Genomic DNA, 21816 nt, shown 5'->3' on the forward strand with positions numbered 1-21816 from the left:
GCGTACCACCCTTCGAACCTTTCTTCACCCACCCGACCGGAATCCCTCCCGGTTGGCCTGAACGCGTGTTGCACAAACGTTCGGGGGGAGGGTCAACACTACCTACCGCTAATCGACTTGGACGCCGGGCGCCTCCTCCGGAAGCCCGACGAGACGGCCGTCACCGTCAAGGACGAGGAGAACGGTCACGGCGCTCCCACCGGACCCACCGGACCCGCTGGACTCGCCGAGGAGCGTCACCTCTCCGTCCGCATCCACCACGGCCACCACCTTCACCCCCTCGAACAGATGGACGGCAATCGTCAGTAGCGCGGACAGCCGTGTCTCCGCGTCCGCGTACGCGGGCTCGCCGAGCAATACGTGGAGGCGCTGAACCGGCGTCAGATCGGTGAGGGGCAGGTCGCCGCCGAGCAGGATCGCCTGGGTGCGCTGGGAGTTGTCGAGCAGCACCCCCAGTTCCTCCAGCCGCGCCACGGAAAGGCTGAGGCCACCGGCCGGCTGCGGCACCGTCCCGGTGGGCACCTCACCGTCACCGACGCCACGGACCAGCCGCTCGCGAAGGGCGTTCACCGTGTCGATCCCGGCGTCCGCGAGCGCGGCGGGCGCCGCGTGGCGCAGTACGGACAACAGGGTGCCGGTGTCGTCCTCGGGCGCCGCGCGCAGAGTGAAGGCCGTGCCGTCGAGCACGGCGGCGAGGGCGCCGGTGCGCTGGAAGCCGGGGGTGTCCGGGCTGCCCTCGGCGCTGCCCGGGGCAGCCGGGGCAGCAGGAGTGGTCGACGTGGTCAGGGCAGCCGGGGCGGTCGGGTCGGCCGAGGTGTCCATGCTGGTCGGGTTGGCCGAGGTGTCCATGCTGGTCGGGTCGGCCGAGGTGTCCATGCTGGTCGGGTTGGCCGAGGTGTCCAGGCTGGTCGTGGCGGTGGTGGCGGTGGCGGTGGTGGCGGTGGTGGCGGTGGTGGCGGTGGTGGCGGTCGTGGCGGTCGTGGTGGTGGGGGCGTCGGCGTTCGGCGGCTGTGGTTGCCCGGATACGGTGCCGGAGGGCGTCGTCTGGAGTGCTGTGCCGTCCGTCGACGCGTCGCTGCCGTCGTAGTGGTTGACGCCGTTGTAGTAGATCTCCACGTTCCTGCCAGCGGCTCCGCCGCCCTGCGGTCCGAGGCCGCTGACCACGTGGCGCCCTCCTGTCGGGAGGGTTCGCGCCACGTCGAGTCGGACCCCGAAGGCGTGCGCCGTGAGCGCCGGGAAGACCTCTCCGTACGCCGACTCCCAGTTCTGCGCCCAGCTCTGCACCGCGTTCAGGAGACCGGCCAGTTCCTCGGTGGTGAGCGGTGCGGGGCTGGTCGCGTAGGCGAGCCCCAGCCGCCGGCGCAGTTCGTTGTCCGACAGGCTGTTCAGTCCGCCGGGCGGCACGGGGATGCCGTGCCAGCGGGCGAGCGTGAGCAACTGGGCCGTGCGGGTCTTGCGCAGTTCGGCGCTGAACTCCTGCGTGGTCGAGAGCCGGAGCTGACCGATGATCTCGTGAGGCAGTTGCCCGCTGCCCGTGGCGCGGACCAGATAGTCCGTGACGAACTCCCGCATGGCTGCGGTCACTTGATCGGCCTGGGGGTGCCGAGGCAGGACGCCGGTGTTGGAGTACGCCTCCGCTCGTCGCCGGAGGGAACTGCGCACGGCGCCGGTGTCCGACAGCCACTGGAAGGCCCCGGGGCGGTCGGAGGCCAGGCCGGGGAGGCTGTGGCGGACGTGCTGCGGCGCACTGGCGAGGAACGAGTGGAGCAGGCACTCGCCGTTGGCGACGGTACGGATGGACCGGCCTCCGGCCGGAGGCAACAGGCCGGCGTCGGCCCCGGCCTTCCCGGAGCCGCCACCTGCCGCCTTCGACGGTGGCCCGCCCGCCGAGGAGGACGACGCGGGTGACTGCGCGGGCGGGGGCGCGGGTGGGGTCACCGTCACGTTCGAGGGCGTGGGCTGAGTCATGGGCAACGTCGGGGCAGCGGGCGGCGTACCCGTCTTCTTCGTAGGGGCGGGCGGTGCCTTGGGCGGAGTCGGCGGCACAGGCTTCGTCTTGACCTGCGTTGGAGGCGCGGGCGGTATCACCGTCACCGTCGGAGACGCGGGCGGCGTCCCCGTAACCGTCGAAGGAGCGGGCGGCGTCACGGTCACAGGCGGAGCAGCGGGCGGCGCCACCAGCGGGTCCTGCGACGCAGGCGGTGTCACCGGCACGGTCGGCGCAGCAGGAGCCGGCGGCGTCCCCGGCACCGGCGGAGGAGTCGGCGGTGTCACCGTCAGGGCCGGTGCCGCAGTGGTCGTCCTCGAACGCGTCCGCTCAGGTGCCCCCGGTCGGGGGGCCCGCAGCGGGCCCGGTTCGCGGGCCGGGGTGGAGGCCAGGGACGAGAGGGCGACGTTCACCAAGCCCTCGCCGCTGGTCTCGCGGGCTCCGCCGAGCGTGCCCGCCAGGTCCGGCAGTTGCTGCTCGGCGGTGGTCTGGTCGGCGGCCCGGTCGGACTGGTCCTGGAGGGCGAGGACGATGTTCCGGTTGAGGGAGCGCAGCCCGTCCCGTACGGCATCGTGGTGAGCGGTGATCGTGGCGAGGCCGTCGACGGCCGTGTCCAGGCGGGTCTGTGCACTGGACGCCTTCGCCGTCGCTTCCGCCAAGGTCTGTTCGAGGTCCGGCAGTTGGGCGGCGGCCGTAAGGGCGTTGGCCCGCGCGGCCTTGAGTTCGTTCTGGACCCGGATCTGGTCCGCGCGCAGGTCCGTCAGCTCCCCCTGGACGAGGGCGAGCCGGTCGCCGGCCTGCTGGACGCGCTTTCGCGCTTCGGCCGCCCGTGTCTCGGGTACGGTGCCGGCTTTCTGGCGGGCGATGTGATCGAGGAAGGCGTCGGCAGCCCGTGCCTCGCCGGACGCGGCGGACTCCCGCTGCCGGGCCTCCGCGATTCTCTCTGGCAGGGCGAGGAGCGCGGCGGACAGTTTGCGGCTCTCGCTCTCCCAGTGGTCCTGCTGCGCCCGGCCGGAGGCCAACGCGGTCTGCGCGTCGATGAGTTCGGTCTCGGCGCTGCCGAGGGCGGTCCGGGCCCCGGTGTGTTCGGTGGTGGCCGTGTCCAGGTCGGAGCGGGCGGTGGTGAGGGCGTCGCGGCTTTCGGCCTGCGGGCCGCGCAGGTCGCTCTCCCGCTGTCGTGCGTCGGCCTGGGCCCGGGCGGCGTCGGCGTGTGCGGTGATCCGGGCGGCGAGGTCCGTCCAGGCGTCGGTGGTGTCCGCGTCGGTGCTGGCCAGGCTGCCGGTGGCGTCGAACCGCCAGTGCCGCAGCCCGTCGTCCGTACGCAGCACCAGCTCGACGGGCCGGTCCCCGAGGACGGCGGTCCGGGAGGCCGCGTAGAGGGCGCGGCCCAGGAGGGAGCCGTCGGGGTCGGGGCCCGTCGCGAGCCAGATCTGCGCGGCCGGGTCCTGCGGGTCGAGCCGGTCGGCCAGGGCCCGGGGCAGGTCGGTCAGCGGGTGGGTGGTCCAGTCCCGCAGATCGGCGGCGAGCTGGTCGGCGAGCATCGAGCGCAGGTCGTAGATCTGCGGATCGGTACGGGCGTCGGTGATGCCGTAGCCGAGCACGTCCCGTTCGGACAGCCGCAGTTCGGCGCTGCCGGTCACGTGCCGGGTGCCTTCGGGGCCCTCCACCGTGATCACGACGTCGGTCATGGTCTCGTGGCTGCGGACACCGCGCCCGTCCGCGGGTACCGCGCTGCCGCCGGTCTTGAACCACTCCCGGCGGGTCGCGGCGCCCGCCGAGCCCTGCCCCTGGGTGATGGGCTGCTGGGCCAGCAGCGGAACGCCCACGCCGACGATGTTGCGGCCGTCGCCGCCCGCGTCGTAGGCGGCCTGCAGACCGGCGCCGGGGGTGACGCCGGTCGCCAGCGAGGTCGAGGCGGCCGTGGTGGGCAGGCGCAGCCGGTCGAGGGTCACGTCTCCGGCGTCGGTGACACGCCGGGGGTTGTGCAGGGAGATCCGCAGGGTCGGGGCCGTGTCGGGGTCGGGTTCCAGGGGGTAGGCGCCGGGCAGGGTGTCGGTCAGGCCGGCGGTGGCGCGGGGCAGATCGAGGCTGATCTCGCCCGCCTGGATGAGTTCGCCGATGCGTACGGCGGTGGCCTCGGCGGAGCTGGAGGCATCCGACGACCGCCACTCGGACGCCAGCCGGGGCGCGACCGTCCGCAGCGCCTGGGCGAGTTGGGGATAGCCGTTGAAGTGGAACACCGGGGTCGGCCCGGTGGGCACGATCCGCTGCCCGTCGGTGACCCGGCGCCCGTCCGCACCGGGCGGCGCCTGGGACGGGTGGACGGCCGAGACGGCGGCCGGGAGCGGGGTGGCGGGCGCCGGAGGGTCCGCCGCCTCGCTCCCGGTGAAGCGCAGGGTGACCTCCGCGGGCACGGTCACCGTGCGGGCGGGACGGCCGTGCAGGGTCTGGTCCAGCCAGTCGCCGAGGCCGGTGTCCCCGTCGGAGTCGTACCAGGCCAGGACCCCGCCCTCGACAAGCCCGCCCGGGACGTCCAGCGGCCAGTCGGTGACGAGTTCGGAGCGGACCGAGGCCACGTACTCGTACTCGATGTCGAAGTCGGCGGCGTTGTCGGTCCGCAGCCAGAAGCGGTCCTCCGCCGAGGCGGAGACCTTGCTGCTGTCCGTGCGGACGCCGGCGACCGTCAGTGCCGGGCCGGTGCGGTCGGTGCGGGCGTCGTCGGCGGGGCGCGGGTAACGGGTCGTCGGGTTGAAGGTGCCCGTGTGCTGGCGGGTCTCGGACACGGCACTGGAGGTGTTCGCCGGGGCGTGGATGTGCACCTGCTCCTGCCCGGTGCCCGCGCCCGCAGGCCTGCCGCGCACCGTGCGCAGCCCCGCGGTGTCCTGTACGGGCCTGGCCCGGAGGGTGACCTCGACGAGCCGGGCGCCGCCCTTGGCGACATGCCGGAAGTGGAACCGCTGGACGCCGTGCGGCCCCCGGCCGGGCAGTGCGCGCAACGAGGTCGGCATGGTGAGGTCGGCGATCCTGGCTCTGACGCCCGGCAGGTACGAGGCCCGGCCCGGCGTGGTCGAGCCGGGCGCCTCGCGTTCGACGAGGGCGGTGAGTTCGGTGCGCAGCCGGTCCCGCTGCTCGGCCCGGCCGTCGGGGCCGCCGCCGAGCTGCTTGACGGACAGGACACCGGCCAGGCCCGGTTCCCCGGTGCGGGCGAACCTGTCCGGCAGGGGCAGCGTCGCCTCGGGCCGCTCGGGCGCGGTCAGGCCGTCGATGCCCTCCAACCAGGCCGCGTCGCGGGCGAGTTGGGGGTCGGTGAGCAGGAACTGCGCCGCCTCCGGAAGCTCCACGGCCACCGTGATCGGCTCGGCGCTGCCGAGACCGAGGGTGTTGCCGAGCAGGTTGCGCCGACCGTGCCGGATGGTCATGAGGATGGTCGCGCCGCTGCGGATCCGGTGCTGGGTGCCGCTCTCGGTCGGGGTCCGGGTCACGCCGGTGCTCGATCCGAGGGTGTGCGTGTCGTCCGTACGGCGGGTGAACCCGTAGCGGCCGGAGGGGTTGAACCTGGCGGAGGGGCCGGGCTTGGGCGTGCCCTCGGGGACCTTCGCGGGCCGCTGCTGCGACGTGGCGGCGACGGCGGCCCCGTGGCTCCTGCTGGTGGTGGTCTGCTGGGTGGCGGTGTCCGTGGCGCCGACGTCCGTCTCCAGGTACTGCTTGGCGCTGTGGAGGTGTTCCGGGTCGTGCAGGAAGCCCTGGAGCTCCACCGAGAACTCGTGGTCGGCGCCGAGGCCGGGCAGGGTCAGGCCCTCGATGACGTAACCGCCCTTGAAGATCTGGTGGGCGCGTGCGACGAGGTTGGCGGGGCTGAGCGCGGTCCGCAGCGCCTCGGTCGCCGGTGAGCTCTGGTCGGTGATGTCCGAGCCGGTCAGGGCCTCGGACGCCCAGTCCCTGGCGGGCGCGGTGACCGACGCCACCTTGCCGGGCACATAGGCGGCGACGGTGTCCCACGCCTGGTCGAGCACGCCGCGTTCGGGGTGACCGGGGTAGGTGTTGGTGACGGCCTGTTCGAACGCGTCGAGCAGGGCGGCGGTGCCGCGTACGCCGTCCATGATCGCGTCGTCGGGCAGCCGGACGACACCGGGCAGCGGATTGCCGTCCGGGCCGGTCATGGCCAGCTTCGCGTGGTCGTCGGCGTTCGCGAGGCGGACGCTGTGGTCGAGCGGCGTCCTGCGCGGCTGCCCGGGCTCGACCGTGCGGTGGTGCGGGACGAGGAGGGTGAGGCGCCCGCCGACGGTACGGACGACGGGACGCTCGGGCTCCGCCGGGCGCTCGATGTCGGGGGGCGCGGCGGCGGACACGTCGTCGTCCGGGTGGTGTCCGGGGTCGGCGAAGCGCACGGCCGGTTCCGCGCCCGGACCTTCGTACAGGTCGAGCGCGAACTGCGCCGGAACCTCGAACACCTCGGCGGCCTGGCCGCTGCCGATGAAGAACTGGTCCTGGTTGATCCCGGCGCCGACCGTGGCCGTGTGGGCGGTGCCGGCCGCGTAGGTGTAGTCCCCGCTGCCGCCGAGCGACCACGGCCGGTCGTCCCCGACGGGTCCCGACGCGCCGCCGCCGAAACCGGCCTGCCAGCCGTAGGCGTAGCCCTTCGACTCGGTGCCGCCGATACCGAACGACGAGATGCCCATGTTCTGCACATCGGGCAGCGTCCGGCGGTGCCGTGTCTCGGTGCCCGGGCCGGTGTCCCGGAAGGCGGACAGCCGCAGTTGGACGCGGCGGGTGCCGCCGGTCCGCGTCGGCCGGTCGAACCACAGGGCCTGGCCGCCGTCCAGCATGGCGTCGACCGACGCGCGCAGCCCCACCTCGGAGCGGGCCTGCTCGAACCGCCGCAGGTTGACCAGCTGGGCCTTGGCCCTCTCCTCGTCGAACAGGGTGCCGGGCGTCGGCTCGGCCGGCGGCAGGAAGCCCTGCTCGCGCAGCCACGACTCGGCCCGCCCGAAGAGCTGTTCGGTGCCCGTCACGGCCAGCGGGGCGGCGGACATGCCCAGGTTCCGCAGGTTCTCGAGATCGTCGGGCAGCTCACGCAGGCCCTCGCCGGGCGCGTGCTCCTGTCCCGTCGCGTCGGCCTTGCTGAGGATCCGCAGCCGCATGCCCCCGTCCCAGGGCCCGAAGTCGTGGGATGTACTGCCGCCGCGCGCCCGGATCAGGGTGACCCGGTGGGTCACCCGGACCGGGCCGAGCAGATGGCTGCGGTTGCTGCGCATGGCGTGGGTCATGCTGGCGGAGCCGCCCGAGGCGAGGGCGCTGTTGGTCTGCCATTTCGCGCCCGCCTTGCCGACGAAACTGCCGGAGACCACCGACGAGGCCCCGGCGTGTCCCTGGGCATGGTCCCCGGTGAACGAGGGGCCGAGGCTGCCGTCGAGGGCGACGCCGCTGGTCAGCTTCGCCGAGCCATCGACCTTCACCGTCTGGGTGACATGCGCCTCCAGGTTGATCTTTCCGTCGAGCGAACGGTGCGTCGGCTCCACAGGCTCCACGACGGTGGTGAGCCTCAGCATCCCGATCGTGTTGCCGTCACCGTCCAGCAGCACCGGCGAGAACACGCCCCGGCCGCGCTGCAACGGCAGCGTGCCGCGCAGGACCGGCTCGGACAGAAACGCCTCGAGCTCCCCGACCGAGGACTTGGACAGCTCCGCCAGCTCGGTGCCGAAGCTCTGCCGCACCTCCGCCAGCAGCCGCCCCGGCTCGCGGACCGAGTCCACCCCCCACACCGGCAGGTCGTCGAGATCGGCGGGCTCCGGCAGCTCACCCTCGTGGTCGACCGCGAGATGCTCCGGGAACCAGACGGTCACCGGTCCGTGCGACCTGGGCGGACCCCAGTACACCGGCGGTGCGAGCGGCGTCGAGTCCAGCCGCACCTCCCACTCCCCGCTGAACTCGAAGGGCTGCGACAGCTCGTTGCTGCGCTGCGCGGTCATCGTCTGCACGAGGTTGGTGACCGTGGTGGCCGAGGAGAACTGGTTGTGCGTCAGCGTCAGGGACAGTGCGGCGTCGATCGCGCGCACCGGTCCGGCCGCCGCGATCGGGAAGGAACCGGACCACGGCACGGGTATCGCACGGATCGTCCCCGACGCGACCGTGCCCGACGACTCCTGCGTACCCTGCGCACGCCGCTCCACCCGGCCCTCGGGATCGGTGACGCTGTTCGCTCCGTAGCGCTCCGAGCGGACCGGGTCGCGCAGCGCGAGGCGCACATCGACCGTGCGCTCCCGGCCCTCGTGGACCACCGTGATGCTCAACCCACCACTGCTGCGCAGATACGGCAGCTCCCGCGCCAGCTCCTCCGCGCTGAGCCGGTCCCGCAACTGGACCAGCACCGGGTGGTCGTCGGCCACGGGCCGGGCGATGCCCAGCGCGGCCATGACCTGGTCGTGCAGCCCGTCGACCACGGCGGCGGGCAGCGGCTCGACATGGACGAGGCCCACGTTGCCGTCGTGCTCGGAGCCGTAGGACCGGACGAAGGCGGAGGGGGGCGTGCTCCAGATGCCGGTCACCTGCTCGGACTGCTCGGACTGCCCGGACTGCTCTGTGGCGACTGGCGGCGCGCTGTGCAAGATGGCCTCGGCGGCTTCGGCCTCACGCTGCCGCAGGGGGGCCAACTTCTGCTGGATCAGGGCGTCGATGCCCGGCCCGCGTGCCTGCCGGGCGGCCTCCGCCGCGTCCGCCGCCGCCCGCGCCACCTCGGCGGGGGGTACCTGGCGTCGGGCGGTGACCAGGGAGGCGAAGTCGCGGGCGTTGCCGTGGCCGATGCCGATGTTGTGATGCGTACGGTCGGCCATCACAGCGGCGACATCCTGCGGGGATCTGAAGTTCGCCCCCGCACCCGTCCGCAGCCGTTCCTGGTGGATGAGCGCCGAGTCACGGATCTGGTAGGCGCCGGACTCCTGGTTCGGTGTGCCGAAGCGGCCCGCGAAGGCCCAGTAGCCGGTCCAGGGCAGGGTGAACTCCACGACCACCTCGGTCTCCGACGCGGCGTTCGCGTTGCTGAACACGCTGGTGTGGGACAGGGAAGTGGTGAAGAACTTCCGGTACTCGTTGCTGCGGTTGTACTCCATCGCGGCGCCGATACCGGCCGCCGGGCTCCTCGCGCCGAGGATCTGGGCGGCCTCCTCGGCCGACATCTTCCGGTAGAGCCTGGCCGGTTCGTCGCCCGTGTGCGGGATGACCGTCGGCAGCGCCGCCTGCTCGTCCTTGATGCGGACCAGGTCGTCGTGGAAGGCGCGCATCCGGGCGGCGAGCGAGTCGTGCGTCGCCAGTCGGCTCGTCAGGATGTCCTGGTTGTCCGCGAACACGTAGTAGCCGCTGTTGAAGTCGGCGGCGGAGGCGTCGGACTCGAAGAAGTCGGTGTAGGCGCGGAAGTACTCCTCCATCACGTCGGCGGTGATCCGCCTGGCCGGACCCGAGGGAGCCGCGTGCATCCCGGCAACCGCATCCGTGTCCGTGTCATCGGCGACACTGTCCGTGTCCACGTCCGTGTCGGCGTGCGTACCCGCCGGGGATGAGGAAGTCGCCGTCGTCGTCCGGGAGTTCGTCGCCGGGTCCGTCACGGGGTCGGGGTCCCCGTTGACGCCGGCCATGAAGTCCCGGAAGTTCTTGAGGAGGGCGTTGTCCGCACCGGTCGCGGCCACCGGGTTCGCCGGCCGGTCGTGCACGGCCTGCGGATCGATCCCGTACAACCGCCGCAGCAGCGACAGCAGTCGCGGCTCGTGGTCCTCCACCCACTTGTCGCCGTTGTTGCGGGTGCGGCCCGTCGTCGGATCCGTGCCGTGGTTGGTGCCCAGGTAAGCGTTGCTGAGCTGGGCGAAGAACTCGTACTCGTTGAGGGCGGAGTAGGTGTCGGCCGACCGGCCGGTCAGGTCCTGGCCGACACCGTCCGGCCACTGCACCTGCGGGCCCGGATCCCGGCCCTCCGCCACCGCCTCCCGCCAGGCGGCCTCCTGATCCTTCTTGGCCGTGTACACATCCTTGATCAGGTCGCGGTCGCCCTCGGTCAGGGCGGCCAGATGCAGCAGGTGCGCGATCTCGTGGGTGGCCGTCGAGTAGCCCTCGGCCTGGTGCGGGGCTGGTCCCACCGGGGTGGTCTCGCCCAGCAGGTTCTCCTCCGGGACCGCGGCGGTCAGCACGCCCGTCGTCCCGCGCCGCTCGTCGAAGCGGCGTCGGGCCTCCGCGCCCATCCGCCGGTGGAGAGGGGTGAAGGAACTCACCCGCGACAGCGGCACGTCCTGCGGCAGCACCACCACCGCCCCACCCGACATCAGCAGTTGTGCGGTGGTCTCCTTGTCCTGCAGCATCCGTGCCGTCTGCGCGTACGTCTCGTGCCGCGACGACACCGGACGCAGCACCTCACCCGGCACCACCACCAGCAACCGCGCCGCCACCTGCGCGAACTCCGGCGCCGACAACGACTCACGGGCCCCGTCCACGAACGGCCGATGCGTGGCCAGCCACCGCCGGTGGGCCGGGTCCAGGAACTCCAGGTTCTGGCTCAACTCCCCTGCAGGCAGCGCGAGCAGACCCGTCACCAGCGCGTCCGCCTCCGGCGGCCGGACCGCCTGCACCACCGACACCGCGTCCGGTTCCACGTCCGGGTCCAGATCCAGGTCCAGCAGATCCGACCAGTCGTCGGGCAGCACCGGGGCCACCTCGTCCAGCGTCGCCAGATAGTCGACGAACGGCTCGCCGTGCACCGCGGCCCGCTGCCGCGCCGCGTCCAGTTTCCGCTGGACCAACTCCTGTGCCAGCCGTACGCGTTCCAGGTTCGCGGCGTCCCGGGCGTCCTGTGCCGCCCGCGCGACCTCGTCCGCCGACAGCGCGCGCATTCCGGTGATCAGCGCGCCGAACTGCTTGCTGTTGCCGTGGCCGATACCGACGTTGTGGTGCGTCAGGTCGGACACGACGGCGTCGACGTCCTCCTTGGACTTGAAGTTGGCCGCCGCGCCGGTGCGCAGTTGTTCCTGGTGGACGAGTGCCGAATCGCGGATGCGGTAGGCGCCGTCCTGCTGGTTGGGGGTGCCGTGCTGCCTGACGAAGTTCCAGTAACCGTCCCAGGGCAGCGTGAACTCGATGACGGCCTCGGAGGAAGAGGCCGCGTTGGCGTTCTCGAACACGCTGGTGTGGGACAGGGACGTGGTGAAGAACTTCCGGTACTCGTCACCGCGATTGAAGGCCATCGCCTTCGCGAGACCCGCCTTCGCGTCCCTCGCGTTCAGGAAGTCCGCCGACTCGGTGTCCGCCATCTTCCGGTACAGCCGCATGGGTTCACGATCGGAGTGCGGAATCACCGTCGGGCGCGCCGACTGTTCCCTCTCGACGGCCAGCAACTCGTCGTGGAACTTCGCCATCTGCGGCAACAGCTTCGGATGACGGGCCAACTCCGGGTCCAGGACGGTCTGTTCGTCGAGGAACGCGTAGTACACGCTGTCGAAGTCCCGGGCGCCCTGGTCGGAGAAGAGGAAGTCCGCGTATCCGCCGTAGAACGAGGCCGTCACCGCGGGCGTCAGCTTCTTCGCGGGCGCCGACGTTCCTTCCCCGGCGGACGTCTCCGCCGCGGCGGGCGGCGCCGAAAGCAGGGTCGGCGCGCCCTTGCCGGAGAAGTCGAGGTACGACCTGATGGCCCGGCGGTCCTGCGGGGTGAAGCCGCGCCACTCGCGGCTGTTCTGGATGCCGTACACGGCCAGCTCGGCCGTCTTCGTCTCCGCGCGGATCTTCGCGTCGGCGCTGCCCCACCAGGGGACCTCCGACTCCCGCCCGGCGTTCTGCGCGGCGTTGGCGACCACCCACTGCCCGGCGAGGGTCGGCACCTTGTTCAGGGTGATCCGCTGGTAACCGATGGCCGGCGCGTGCCAGGTCTGCATGCGCTTGGCCTGCAGGTTGCCGGTCTCCTCCAGATAGCGGACGTCGTGCCCGACGAGCGCGAAGGACTCCAGGTTGCCGCTGCGGAACCCCAGGTGCCTGAGGTCGCCGTCCGCGATGTTCCTGAGGTGGTCGAAGACCTGGAGCTGGTCCTCGCGCGTCGCGTCGGGGAAGGCCTCCCGCCAGTCCTCGCCCGTCCAGAACTCCGTGAGGTCGTGCACGTTTTCGTGGCTGTCGGCGAGCCGCCCGAGGGCACCGTTGCGCGCGGTGTCCCCCGCGATGATCACGGTCGTGCCGGGCGGCAGGTCGGCGATGATCTGCCGCAGCCCCTGGGTGCCGGTGTCGTGCTGCGGATGGGCCTCGCCCTCCTGGCGACTGCCCAGCCGCGACCACAGGACGACGTACGGGCCGCGCTCCGGAACCCCACGGGCCGCGAGGAAGCCCCGCACCCGGTCGGTGCGGGGGGAGTCCAGCCCCCAGGCGGTCCGCATACGGGCGCGTTCACGGTTCCGGTTGCCCCACAGGTTCGCGACCTCGCTCGTGGCGTACGCGGTCGTCTTCTGGAGCCGCGTGCTGCGCAGCCCTGGCGGCACCGGCGGGCTCATGTCGGCGTAGGAGATCGGCCTGTTGCCGTTGGCGGTCTGGGTGTACAGGCTGTGCGGATCGTCGGTGTGCAGGACGTGGACGCGCTCCTCCTGCGCCCGCAGATCGGCGTCGCGCCGGGCATCGAGCCCCGCCAACCTCTCCGCGTGCTCAGCGGACGACAGACCGGTCTTCGCGTCGAGGTCCGCCACTGCCCGGGCGTACTCGGCGCGCACCTGGGCCGCGAGGGTTCTGCGGACGAAGGGGCCCAGCTGGTCGGAGGTGCGCGGCCCTGTCAGCACGCCCAGATGGAGCTTCGGGTTGAGTGTGAGGGCGGTGGCGATGCCGAACATGTCACCGCTGAAGTTGCCGGCCGTGAGGATCAGGGCACGGTACGGACCCGACCCGGCCCGGAAGACATCGGCGAGGTCCGCGAGGACACCCTGCAGCCGCTCGACGTCCTGGGGTGTCGCACCGAAGGCGGCCCACTGTGCCGACAGGGCGGCGCGGGCGGCCTTGGTCCCCGACAGCCTGCCCAGCACCTGGCCGAACTGCGCGGTCAGCTCGGCCTTCCCGCCCGCCGGGAGCCGGGCGGCGTACTGCCCGGCGCGCCGCTTCACCAACGCCTCGGCGAGAGCGGCGTCCAGGCCCGGATTCGCGCCCAGCGCCCACAACAGGTCGAACAGGGCCGAGGCCCGCTGCCGCTGGTCCACGCCCACGGCCAGCGCGAACGCGGTGTCGATCGCGGAGTCCAGCTCCGACGGGAGCGTGTGGCCGTCCTGGACTTCCGGGGCATCGCCGAGAAGGCCGTCGGCGGGACCGATGGTGACCTCGACCCCGTCGATCGTGCCGCTGAGCGTGCCGGGGTTGCCGGGGTGCGCCCGCAGTACGTTCGACGAGGAGCCGGACGAGCCGGGGAAGTGATTGGCCAGGGCCTGGTTGACGACGTCCGCGTACGGCCGGACGTCCCCGGTGGCGAGCCGGAACTCCAGCCGGTCGACGGGACGCGGACTGCCGAAGCGCACCGTCGCCTGGGCGCCCCCGGTGAGTACGGCGGGACCCGTGACGTCGCCCATTTTCCCGCCGCCCCCGATGAGGGCGTCGAGGGCCGCGCCGATCCTCTGACCCACCTCCAGCGTGCGCCGGTTGGCCGCCGGAGTGACCCCGGGCTCGAACACGGGCCCACTGATCGTGGCCGGTCCGGGCGCGGCCGCCGAGGAGGACGCCGTGGCCGGCGACTGCGCCGACACGATGCGTATCTCATGGCTCACGGTGCTGGGCCGGCCATCGGCGGTGTGGGTCAGCAGCACCTTGTGCTTGGCCCCGGCCTTGAGCTTGGTGCTGGGCTTGGGCACGGTGATCTCACCGGCCAGGCCGGTGGCGCCGAGCCGCTCCAGGACGAGGGGCGTCAGCTCGCTCGCGGTCACGCCGGCGCCGTCGATCGTGAGCGTGAGGATCCCGTCGCCGTCCTCCTGGCTCTCGACAGCGGCCTGCCAGAGCCCCTCGATCTCCTTGACGGTCTCGGACGAGGTGGTGAGACCGATGTTGGCCTGCGAGGGCGGATGGGCTGGGCGCAGATGAGCGGGCGCCAACAGGTCGCCGGGGTCCTTCGAGACCGTGACCACCGCCGGAGCGGTGAGCGGATGGTCGGTGATCACCGGCCCGGAGTCGATGACGTCCTCGATGCCGCGAAGGTAGTGCGCGGGCAGGCCCGGCTCCGGCAGCGTGTCCGGGTCGGCCATGACCCCCGAGGTGTCCACGGCGGCGTTCTTCGTACGGCGGAACAGGAACCCGGGATCCAGCGCCCGGTCCGCGAGACCCGCGTAGTGCAGCAACTCGTGCAGCGCCCGCGTGGCGTTGACCTGTTGCCGCCGCTCGTTCTCCTCGGGCCCGAGAGCCGGGTCCTCGGCGTACAGCTGGAACTCGAACTGGTCGAAATCGGTGGGCCGGTCCACCCGGCTGAGCTTGATGGCCTCGGGGTGGTCGGGAGCGTGTACGAAGTTCAGATCGAGGTTGAGCTGGTCACCGGACCTCGGCAGCGGATCCGGCCCTCCGTTCACGAACGTGTCGAGCAGCTCCCGCAACGAGCCCTGGTAGTCGTCCAGTTGGTCGGCCGAGAACCCCTCACCGAACTTGACCGGCAGATTCAGCGTCAGGTTGCGCACCCAGCGCCCGTCGTCGGCCTGGACACGCTCGATCGACACCCGGATGACGGTGTCGCGCCCGCCCAGGGTCCCCTTGCCCCGGCCCGGCCCGGGAGCCAGGGGATCGGCGGCCGGGTCGTAGCGCTCGGTCCGCAAGGAGGCGGAGGGCGCCCCTGCCTGCCGCCCGCGCCACTGCTCCGGGCGGATGGGCGCGGTGGCCGTGGCCGCAGCCACTTCGGCGTCGGTGGTGGTGGGGCCCGGGGGCGTCGCCGACGCGGTGGCGAGGGCGACGGGGGGAGCGGGCGGCGCGGGGTCGGTCGTCAGGGCCCGACCGGCACCGGTCGGAACACCGGCGAGTGTGTCGCTGTCGCTGTCGCTGTCGCTGTCGCTGTCGTCGAGGTCGAGGTCGTCGCCTGATCCGTAGCCGCTGTCACGGTCGTCGTCGAGGTCAAGGTCGAGGTCGAGATCGAGGCCAAGACCGGAGTCGAGCTTGAGGTCCGGCCGATTGCCGCCGGTGGGGATGCGGACGGGGCTGGCCGGCGCCGTGCTGACCGGCTCGACGATTTCGGGGTCGAGCTGTCCGGGCGTGTGTGTGTCGGGAGTGCCGTGGGGATCGGCGTCCACGCCGGTGGCCGGGGTGGCCGGGGTCTCGGTCGGGGTGCCGCGTGGGGCGGTCGGTCGGCCTGTGTTGCTGGGTTGCGCGGCGGGCGGTGCGTCGTGCAGGGCGATGGGACCGTCGCCGAGCGGCTCGGCGAGTTCCGGATCTGACTGTCCGGGGGTGTGCGTGCCATTGGTGTCCACGCCGGTGGCCGGGGTGGCCGGGGTCTCGGTCGGGGTGCCGCGTGGGGCGGTCGGTCGGGCTGTGTTGCCGGGTTGGGTGGTGGGCGGTGCGTCGTGCAGGGCGATCGGTCCGTCGCCGAGCGGCTCGGCGAGTTCCGGGTCGAGCTGCCCGGGGGCGTCGGAGGACGTACGGATCACCGGCGGCACCGCCCCAGGGCTGCCCGGGGACGCTGTGGGGGAGGACGTGCCGGGCCGGCCGTCGGAGCCCACCGTGCCGCCGGCACCCTCGGCACCCTCGGTACCCGCTGGGCCCTGGGCACCCGCTGGGCCCTGGGCACCCACCGGGCCGTTGCCGACGACTTGGTCCTCGGTGACGAGCGTGCTTTCCGCGTCCTCCTCGCCGTCAACCCCGTCCGTGCTGCCGTCCGCGACATCGGCACCGCCGGACTGACCCGCCTGCTGCGACGCCCCCGACGAGCCATGCGCACCCGAACCGCTCGACGCACCCTGCGGACCCGCCGACGTACCCACCGGAGCAGGGGGCGCGACGGCGTCGGAGCCGAACACCGGCTCCCCGTCGGTCTGTTCGCCGTCGCGGACGATCTCCTGGTCCGCGATGGACTGCGTACCGCCCGTGCTCCCTGTCCCGCCTGCCCCGGTCGCCCTCGGCACCGTGGAGGAGGAGACGTCGTCCGACGAACCCGGCAGGTTGGACGCCCCATCGGGGTTGAGTACGGCGTCCATGTCGAGGTCGGGCATCGTCGTGTCGACGACCTCGGAGTCCGGGAGGAACGAGGACCCGGAGGTGCGCGGCGGCGTGAAGGCGGACGCCGTCGACCCGGTCGGCGTGTTGAGCGACGGCGAGTCGAACAACGGAGTCGCGGAAGGAGAAGTAGACGTAGAAGTAGAGGTGTCCGAAGTCGTGACGGCCGGAATGCTCGGCGGCGGCAGGACGACCCCGCCGTTCGCCCCGACGGGTCCCGTCGACGACGTCGTCAGCGGTGCCGGAGTCACCGGCCCGGGCGTGAAGAGGGAGGTGTTGGCGGCCCCTCCGACACCCGTACCCGTACCCGAAACCCCACCCTTACCCGTCGTCGTACCCGAAGGACCGCTGGACACGGGCGACTTGGACGAGCCGGAGCCCCCACCGCTGCCCAACGGGCCCTTGGTGCCGGGCAGATCGTTCATGTGACGCTTGAAGAGGTCCATGTCGACGAACCACTTGTTGTACGCGTACAACCCCGCGGCCCCGACCGCGACACCCGCCGTGAGTTCGAACACCGCACTGGAGCCGCTGCCGACGAACGTCTCCCACTTGAATTCCCAGTTGCCCTCGAACGCGCCCTTGACGACGTATTCGGCGAGCCCCTCACTGGCACCCCCGATCACGAAGGCGGCGGCGATCTCCCCGGGCCCGTTCTTCAGGCCCTTGAACACCAGCGTGTCGGGATCGAACTTGAACTTCGTGAGGACGTCGTCCATGAAGTTCTTGAAGATGTTCTTGAACGGCTTGAAGACCGTCTGGAACACCTCCATGAACCCACCGGTGATCGCACCGAAGGCGGCGGCCTTTCCGACATCGCCCCAGTCGATGCCGTCGGGCTTTCGGCCACCGCTGTTCAGTCCGATCTGGGCCAGCCGGACCGCGAGAGTCTGGATGGCCTCCTCCACCGCCCCCGACAGGCTCGGCATCAGATGGGTCATCCGCAGCAGCCGGTCGATGATCATCAGAACCGCGAACCTGCTCCTGGCCCTGGCCAGGAACATCTGCGACACGGACGCGCCACCCGTGAACGCCATCAGGGCGGCCAGGATCGCCAGTTCGGCGATCAGCATGATGATCTCGGCGATGATCTCCCATTTGGACCCCTGGACCTTCTGGGAGAGATCGATCTGGTTGTTGGCGAGATCGTCGAGCTGATCGATGAGGCGCTGCACGGGGTCGTTCCCGTACCCCTCGCCGATCAGCATCGTGAGGCCCTGGATGTACTGCTCGGCGACCGCGGGCGGCAGGGAGTCACGCGCCTCGACGATGGTCTCGCGGGCGGCTTCCCGCAGCCTGATCAGGGCTTTCTGGCAGGCGAGATAGAGGTTACGGCTCGCCCACAGCAGATTCTCCCTGGCCTGGAGGGGCGCCTCGCCCAGCAGGGCAAAGAGCATCTTCCGGACGTCCGGAGGAAAGTTGATCTCCTCCACTTAGCGCCTCTCGCCCCCTTCGAGGCCGTCCAGTTTCGAGGACTGCTGGTGGATCAGGTCGTTGGCACCCTCCTGGGTGCTCAGGATGTTGCGCCGGTTTCCGGAGATCGCGGACTCCAGCCCCACGAAGACGCCTTCGAACGCTCGGACCGCCGAGAGGATCGAGTCGTTGTTCGCCTCGTACCGGGGTTGGGTCTCGTCGTGGAAATCGTCCGAATAGCCGTTCAGGCCACGGTAGTTGGACTGGTCCGTGAGGAAGTCGTCACCGATCTTCCGCGCGTGCGCCGACAGCCCCCCGGCGTTGCCGCTGCTCGTCTGCAGTCCTGCCGGGTTCGCTTCGTAGGTGCCTGACATGGCTACCGTCCCCTCGGCAAGGTGTCGTCCGTGTCCTCATGGATCTCGTCGCGCAGCCGGTCCCGGGACGGCCGCCCGTAACCGCTGCCGCCCTCCGGGTCGAGCGCGGAGCCGAACATGCGCTCCCAGTCGACGTCGATGCCCGAGATGCCCGTGCCGGCGCCCTGCCGTTCGGTCAGCGGCGCGAAGGTGTCCATCACCTTGCGCGCCATCTGGGCCCGGCCCTCCTGCACGGCCTCCAGGATGGAGGACGCGAGCTGCGGTCCCGGCATGCCACGGTACTTGCTGTCCAGGAACCGCAGACCGGTCAGCTCGCCCTGCGGACCGACCGTGACCTCCACGGCACGGTCCCGGGACCGTACGGTGGCCGTGGCCTGGCTGAGTTCACTCTCGGCCCGGGCCACCGCCTCCTGCACGGCGGTCAGTTCGGCCATCGCCGCGGCCAACTTCCGCTCCATCGACTCGCTCAACGGGCACCTCTCTGCACGACAGTGGTCATCCGACACGGGGTTACGAAGTCCGCAGCTCCCCGGTTCACCCGGTTCACTTGGTTCACCGGCCGATCACGGCGGGCGCGCCCCCTTCGTCCGTTCCCCAGACGTCGTCGTCCTCCGGCTCCCACGCGTCGCGGGTCCGGTCGCCGCTCTGTGTCTTGGTCTGGCCGGGCCCGCCGGCGCCGCCCGTCCCCGGGAGGAACGGCGTGCTGCCGGAGGTGGTGGGACCACTCGCCGCCACGCGTACCTCGTCCTCGGCGTAACCCCCTCGGCCGGTGCGGGTGCCCGCCCTCGGGCGGCGGTTGCTGACCACGTCGCCGTCGAAGACGTTACGGACACGCTCGCCGTTGTCCCCGCCGCCTCCGCCCGCACCGCCCATGCCACCGCCCATTCCGCCACCCATGCCGCCGCCCATTGGGGCGCCGCCCATCGGCGCCCCACCGCCCGCGGGGTTGCCCGACACGTCCGAGCCGCTGGTGCTGAGGCCGGGGAAGGGGCCGGAGTTGAGGAACTGCCGGGTGGGGCTCGGCTGGGGACCCGACGAGGAGCCGTAGTCCAGCGGCGACTGGTAGGGGGAGCCGTCGTAGAGCTCCTCCTCGTACGAGCCGTAGCCGCCGTAGCCGTTGTACGAAGGGGAGTTGACCGAGGGCAGGCTGAGGTTGCCGTTGAGGTTGCCGGACGTCGTCGTGCCGTCGGGGTGGGTGACCGTGGTGGTGCCGGTGTCCGGGTCGACGGTCTGGACGGTGCCGTCCTGGTACTGCGTGACCACGTCGCCCCGCGAGTCCAGGTGCGTGACGCTGCCGTCCGGATTGGTCAGCAGGTCACCGGAGTTGAGCGGACCGGAGATGGTGGAGCCGTCGGGCCGGGTCACGGTCGAGGTGTGGGTGAGCGGGTCGATCGTCGTAGAGCTGCCGTCCGGATAGTCGGTGACCACACGACCGTCCGTGTCGACATGGGTGTGACCGCCGCCGGGAATGTCCAGCGCGCCGTCGTTGAGCAAGCCACCGCCGAGATCGAGCACCCCGCCGTTGACCGGGCCGCCGATGTCGGTGGGCGACAGCTGGGAGAGGTCACCGTTGTTGAGGACGGACCGGCGTTCGGCCTCGTACCGCTTCTCCGCCTCGGCCTGCTTCTGCTCCTGCTCGGCGCGGATCTGGTCGGCCTTGGCCTCCGCCTCGGCCTGCCGCTGCTCCTGCTTGGCCTCCTGCTCGGCTTGCTTCGCTTCCTGCTTGGCCTCCGCCGCGGCCCGTTCGGCCTTCTGCTCGGCCTCCTGCTGCTCCTGCTTGGCTTCCTGCTCGGTGCGGATCCGGTCGGCCTTGGCCTCCTGCTCGGCCTGTTTGGCCTCGGCCTCCTTCTCCCGCTGCTCCTGCTTCGCTTCCTGCTCGGCTTCCTTCGCGTCCTGCTTGGCTTCCTGTTCGGCGCGGATCCGGTCGGCCTTGGCCTCCGCCTCGGCCCGCTTCGCCTCGGCTTCCTTCTCCTTCTCCTCCTGCTTGGCCTCCTGTTCGGCCTCCTTCTCCTCCTGCTGCTTGCGCTGCCGCTCCTGTTCGGCCTTCGCCTGGTTCATCTGGGCGATCTGGAGCTGCTCCTGGCGAGCCTGCGCCTCGGCCTGCTTCTGCTCGGCCTCCTTCTCCTTCTGCTCCTGCTTGGCTTCCTGTTCGGCCTGTTTGGCTTCGGCTTCCTTCTCCTTCGCGTCCTGCTTGGCCTCTTGTTCGGCGCGGATGCGGTCGGCCTTGGCCTCTGCCTCGGCCTGCTTGGCGTCGGCCTCCTTCTCCTTCGCGTCCTGCTTGGCTTCCTGTTCGGCGCGGATCCGGTCGGCCTTGGCCTCTGCCTCGGCCGCCTTGGCTTCGGCTTCCTTCTCCTTCGCTTCCTGTTTGGCCTCCTGCTCGGCGCGGATCCGGTCGGCCTTTTCCTCCGCTTCCTTCTCCTTGCGTTCGGCCTCCTCCTTCTCCCGCCTGCGCTCCTCCTCGGCCTTGAGCGCCTGGTCCTTCTGCCACTGCATGAACTCTTCTTGCTTCTTCGCCGCGTCCGCCGCGGCCTTGGCGGCGTCTTCCGCCGCCTTGTTCGCCTTCTCCTCGGCGATCTCGGACTTGTCCTCGGTGTATCCGTCCTTGAGGGTGTCGCCGGTACGCGACTTGACCGTGCCGAGATCGAAGTTCGCGTTGCTCCAGGCGTCGCGCAGTGAATTCAGTGACGCGACCGCCGCCTTCCCCAGCCGGTCCTCGACGGACTTCTGCCAGAGCAGGATCGCCTGGTTCCCGACCTTCTCCCAGGTGCTGAGTTCCTTCAGCGGACCGAAATCCATGCCGGTCCAGTCCGCCGGCAGATTGTGCCCGCCGGCGAGCACGGCCTGGTTGCTGAAATTGGCTTCAGCCTCATAGGTCGTGTAGACGGAGTCACCCAGGACTTCGACGTCATAGGTGATCTTCGTTATGTTGTGGTCCCACGCGTAATCAACGATCGAAGACAAGATCTTGTGCAGGTGCACCAAGGGGTTGCCGTCTTCCCATTCCCAGCTCGCCCATTCCCGCTGCAGATCGCCGGCGGCCTTCTCGAGGGCTGTCTTGGCCTCCCGGATCTCGTTGCCCTGCTTCGAGTAGTAGGAGCCGTTGGGGCTCATGTCCTCCGCGTAGTCGGAGTACTGCTTGTTGAGCTTGTCGACGAGATCCCAGAAAACGCCCGCCGCCTGACCGCGCCAGGCGTCGTTCTCCTCGGTGCCGAGCCTGCTCTGCCACTCCTCGACCTTCTTCTGCTGGTCCACGAAGAATTTCGCGACCCGGTCGAACGCCCCCGCCACCACGTCGAAGTTGCCCAGGGTGACGGAGTTGGCGTTGTCGACGTGTTTGCCGCCCCACGAGAAGTTGTGTGTGCCCTCGGCTTTCCACAGGAGCGCCTCCAGGGCGCGTCCGGAGCCGTAGCTGTACTGGTTCAGCGGAGTCGTGTCCCAGGTGGGCTTCCCGTCCATCCCCAGATGGTTGTCGATGTGGCTGGTGAACTTGCCGCCCTCGATCACACCGCCCGTCAGCTCACCGTCCTTCTCGGTGTGGTCCCCGAGCAGCGTGATCCGCGCCTTGTGATACGTCACCTCCGACCCCGCCCCGCCGCTCGCGGAGTAGAACGGGATGACGAAGTCGGTGTTGTTTATCTTGTATCCGGCGTTCTCGGACAGCCAGTTGTAGTCCTCCGTGTCCACGTAGTCCACGGAGTTCATGGTCGAGATCTCCACCTTCATCAGCGGAATGCCCTCGTTGCCGACCAGTGTGTCGAAAAGGATGTCTCTGGCCGGCATGGGGTAGCCGGTGAAGTAGTTGACGGCTTCGGCCCACACGTCGTTGGAGGCGGTGAGATCGTCGGTGACTTTGCTGGGGTCGAGCGCCAT

At 71.1% G+C, this 21816-nt stretch carries 4 protein-coding genes; all 4 read right to left on the reverse strand.

What is annotated here, in order from left to right; translation table 11 throughout:
• Positions 1-108: 108 nt before the first annotated feature.
• The 4 genes from PV396_RS13615 to PV396_RS13630 all read right to left on the reverse strand — a co-directional run bounded on the left by PV396_RS13615 (position 109) and on the right by PV396_RS13630 (position 21816).
• Positions 109-17592, reverse strand: a complete 17484-nt coding sequence (locus PV396_RS13615) for a hypothetical protein (protein WP_319204195.1) — start codon at positions 17590-17592, stop codon at positions 109-111.
• Positions 17593-17946: a hypothetical protein gene (locus PV396_RS13620; RefSeq protein WP_319204197.1), complete on the reverse strand. Its 354-nt coding sequence runs from the start codon at positions 17944-17946 to the stop codon at positions 17593-17595.
• Positions 17947-17948: 2 nt separating this feature from the next.
• Complete coding sequence (locus PV396_RS13625; protein ID WP_319204199.1) at positions 17949-18416, reverse strand: YbaB/EbfC family nucleoid-associated protein; 468 nt, start codon at positions 18414-18416, stop codon at positions 17949-17951.
• Between the two features lie 82 nt (positions 18417-18498).
• Positions 18499-21816, reverse strand: a complete 3318-nt coding sequence (locus tag PV396_RS13630) for an AAWKG family protein (RefSeq protein ID WP_319204201.1) — start codon at positions 21814-21816, stop codon at positions 18499-18501.

The organism is Streptomyces sp. ME02-8801-2C, from assembly GCF_033793965.1.
GTDB lineage: Bacteria > Actinomycetota > Actinomycetes > Streptomycetales > Streptomycetaceae > Streptomyces.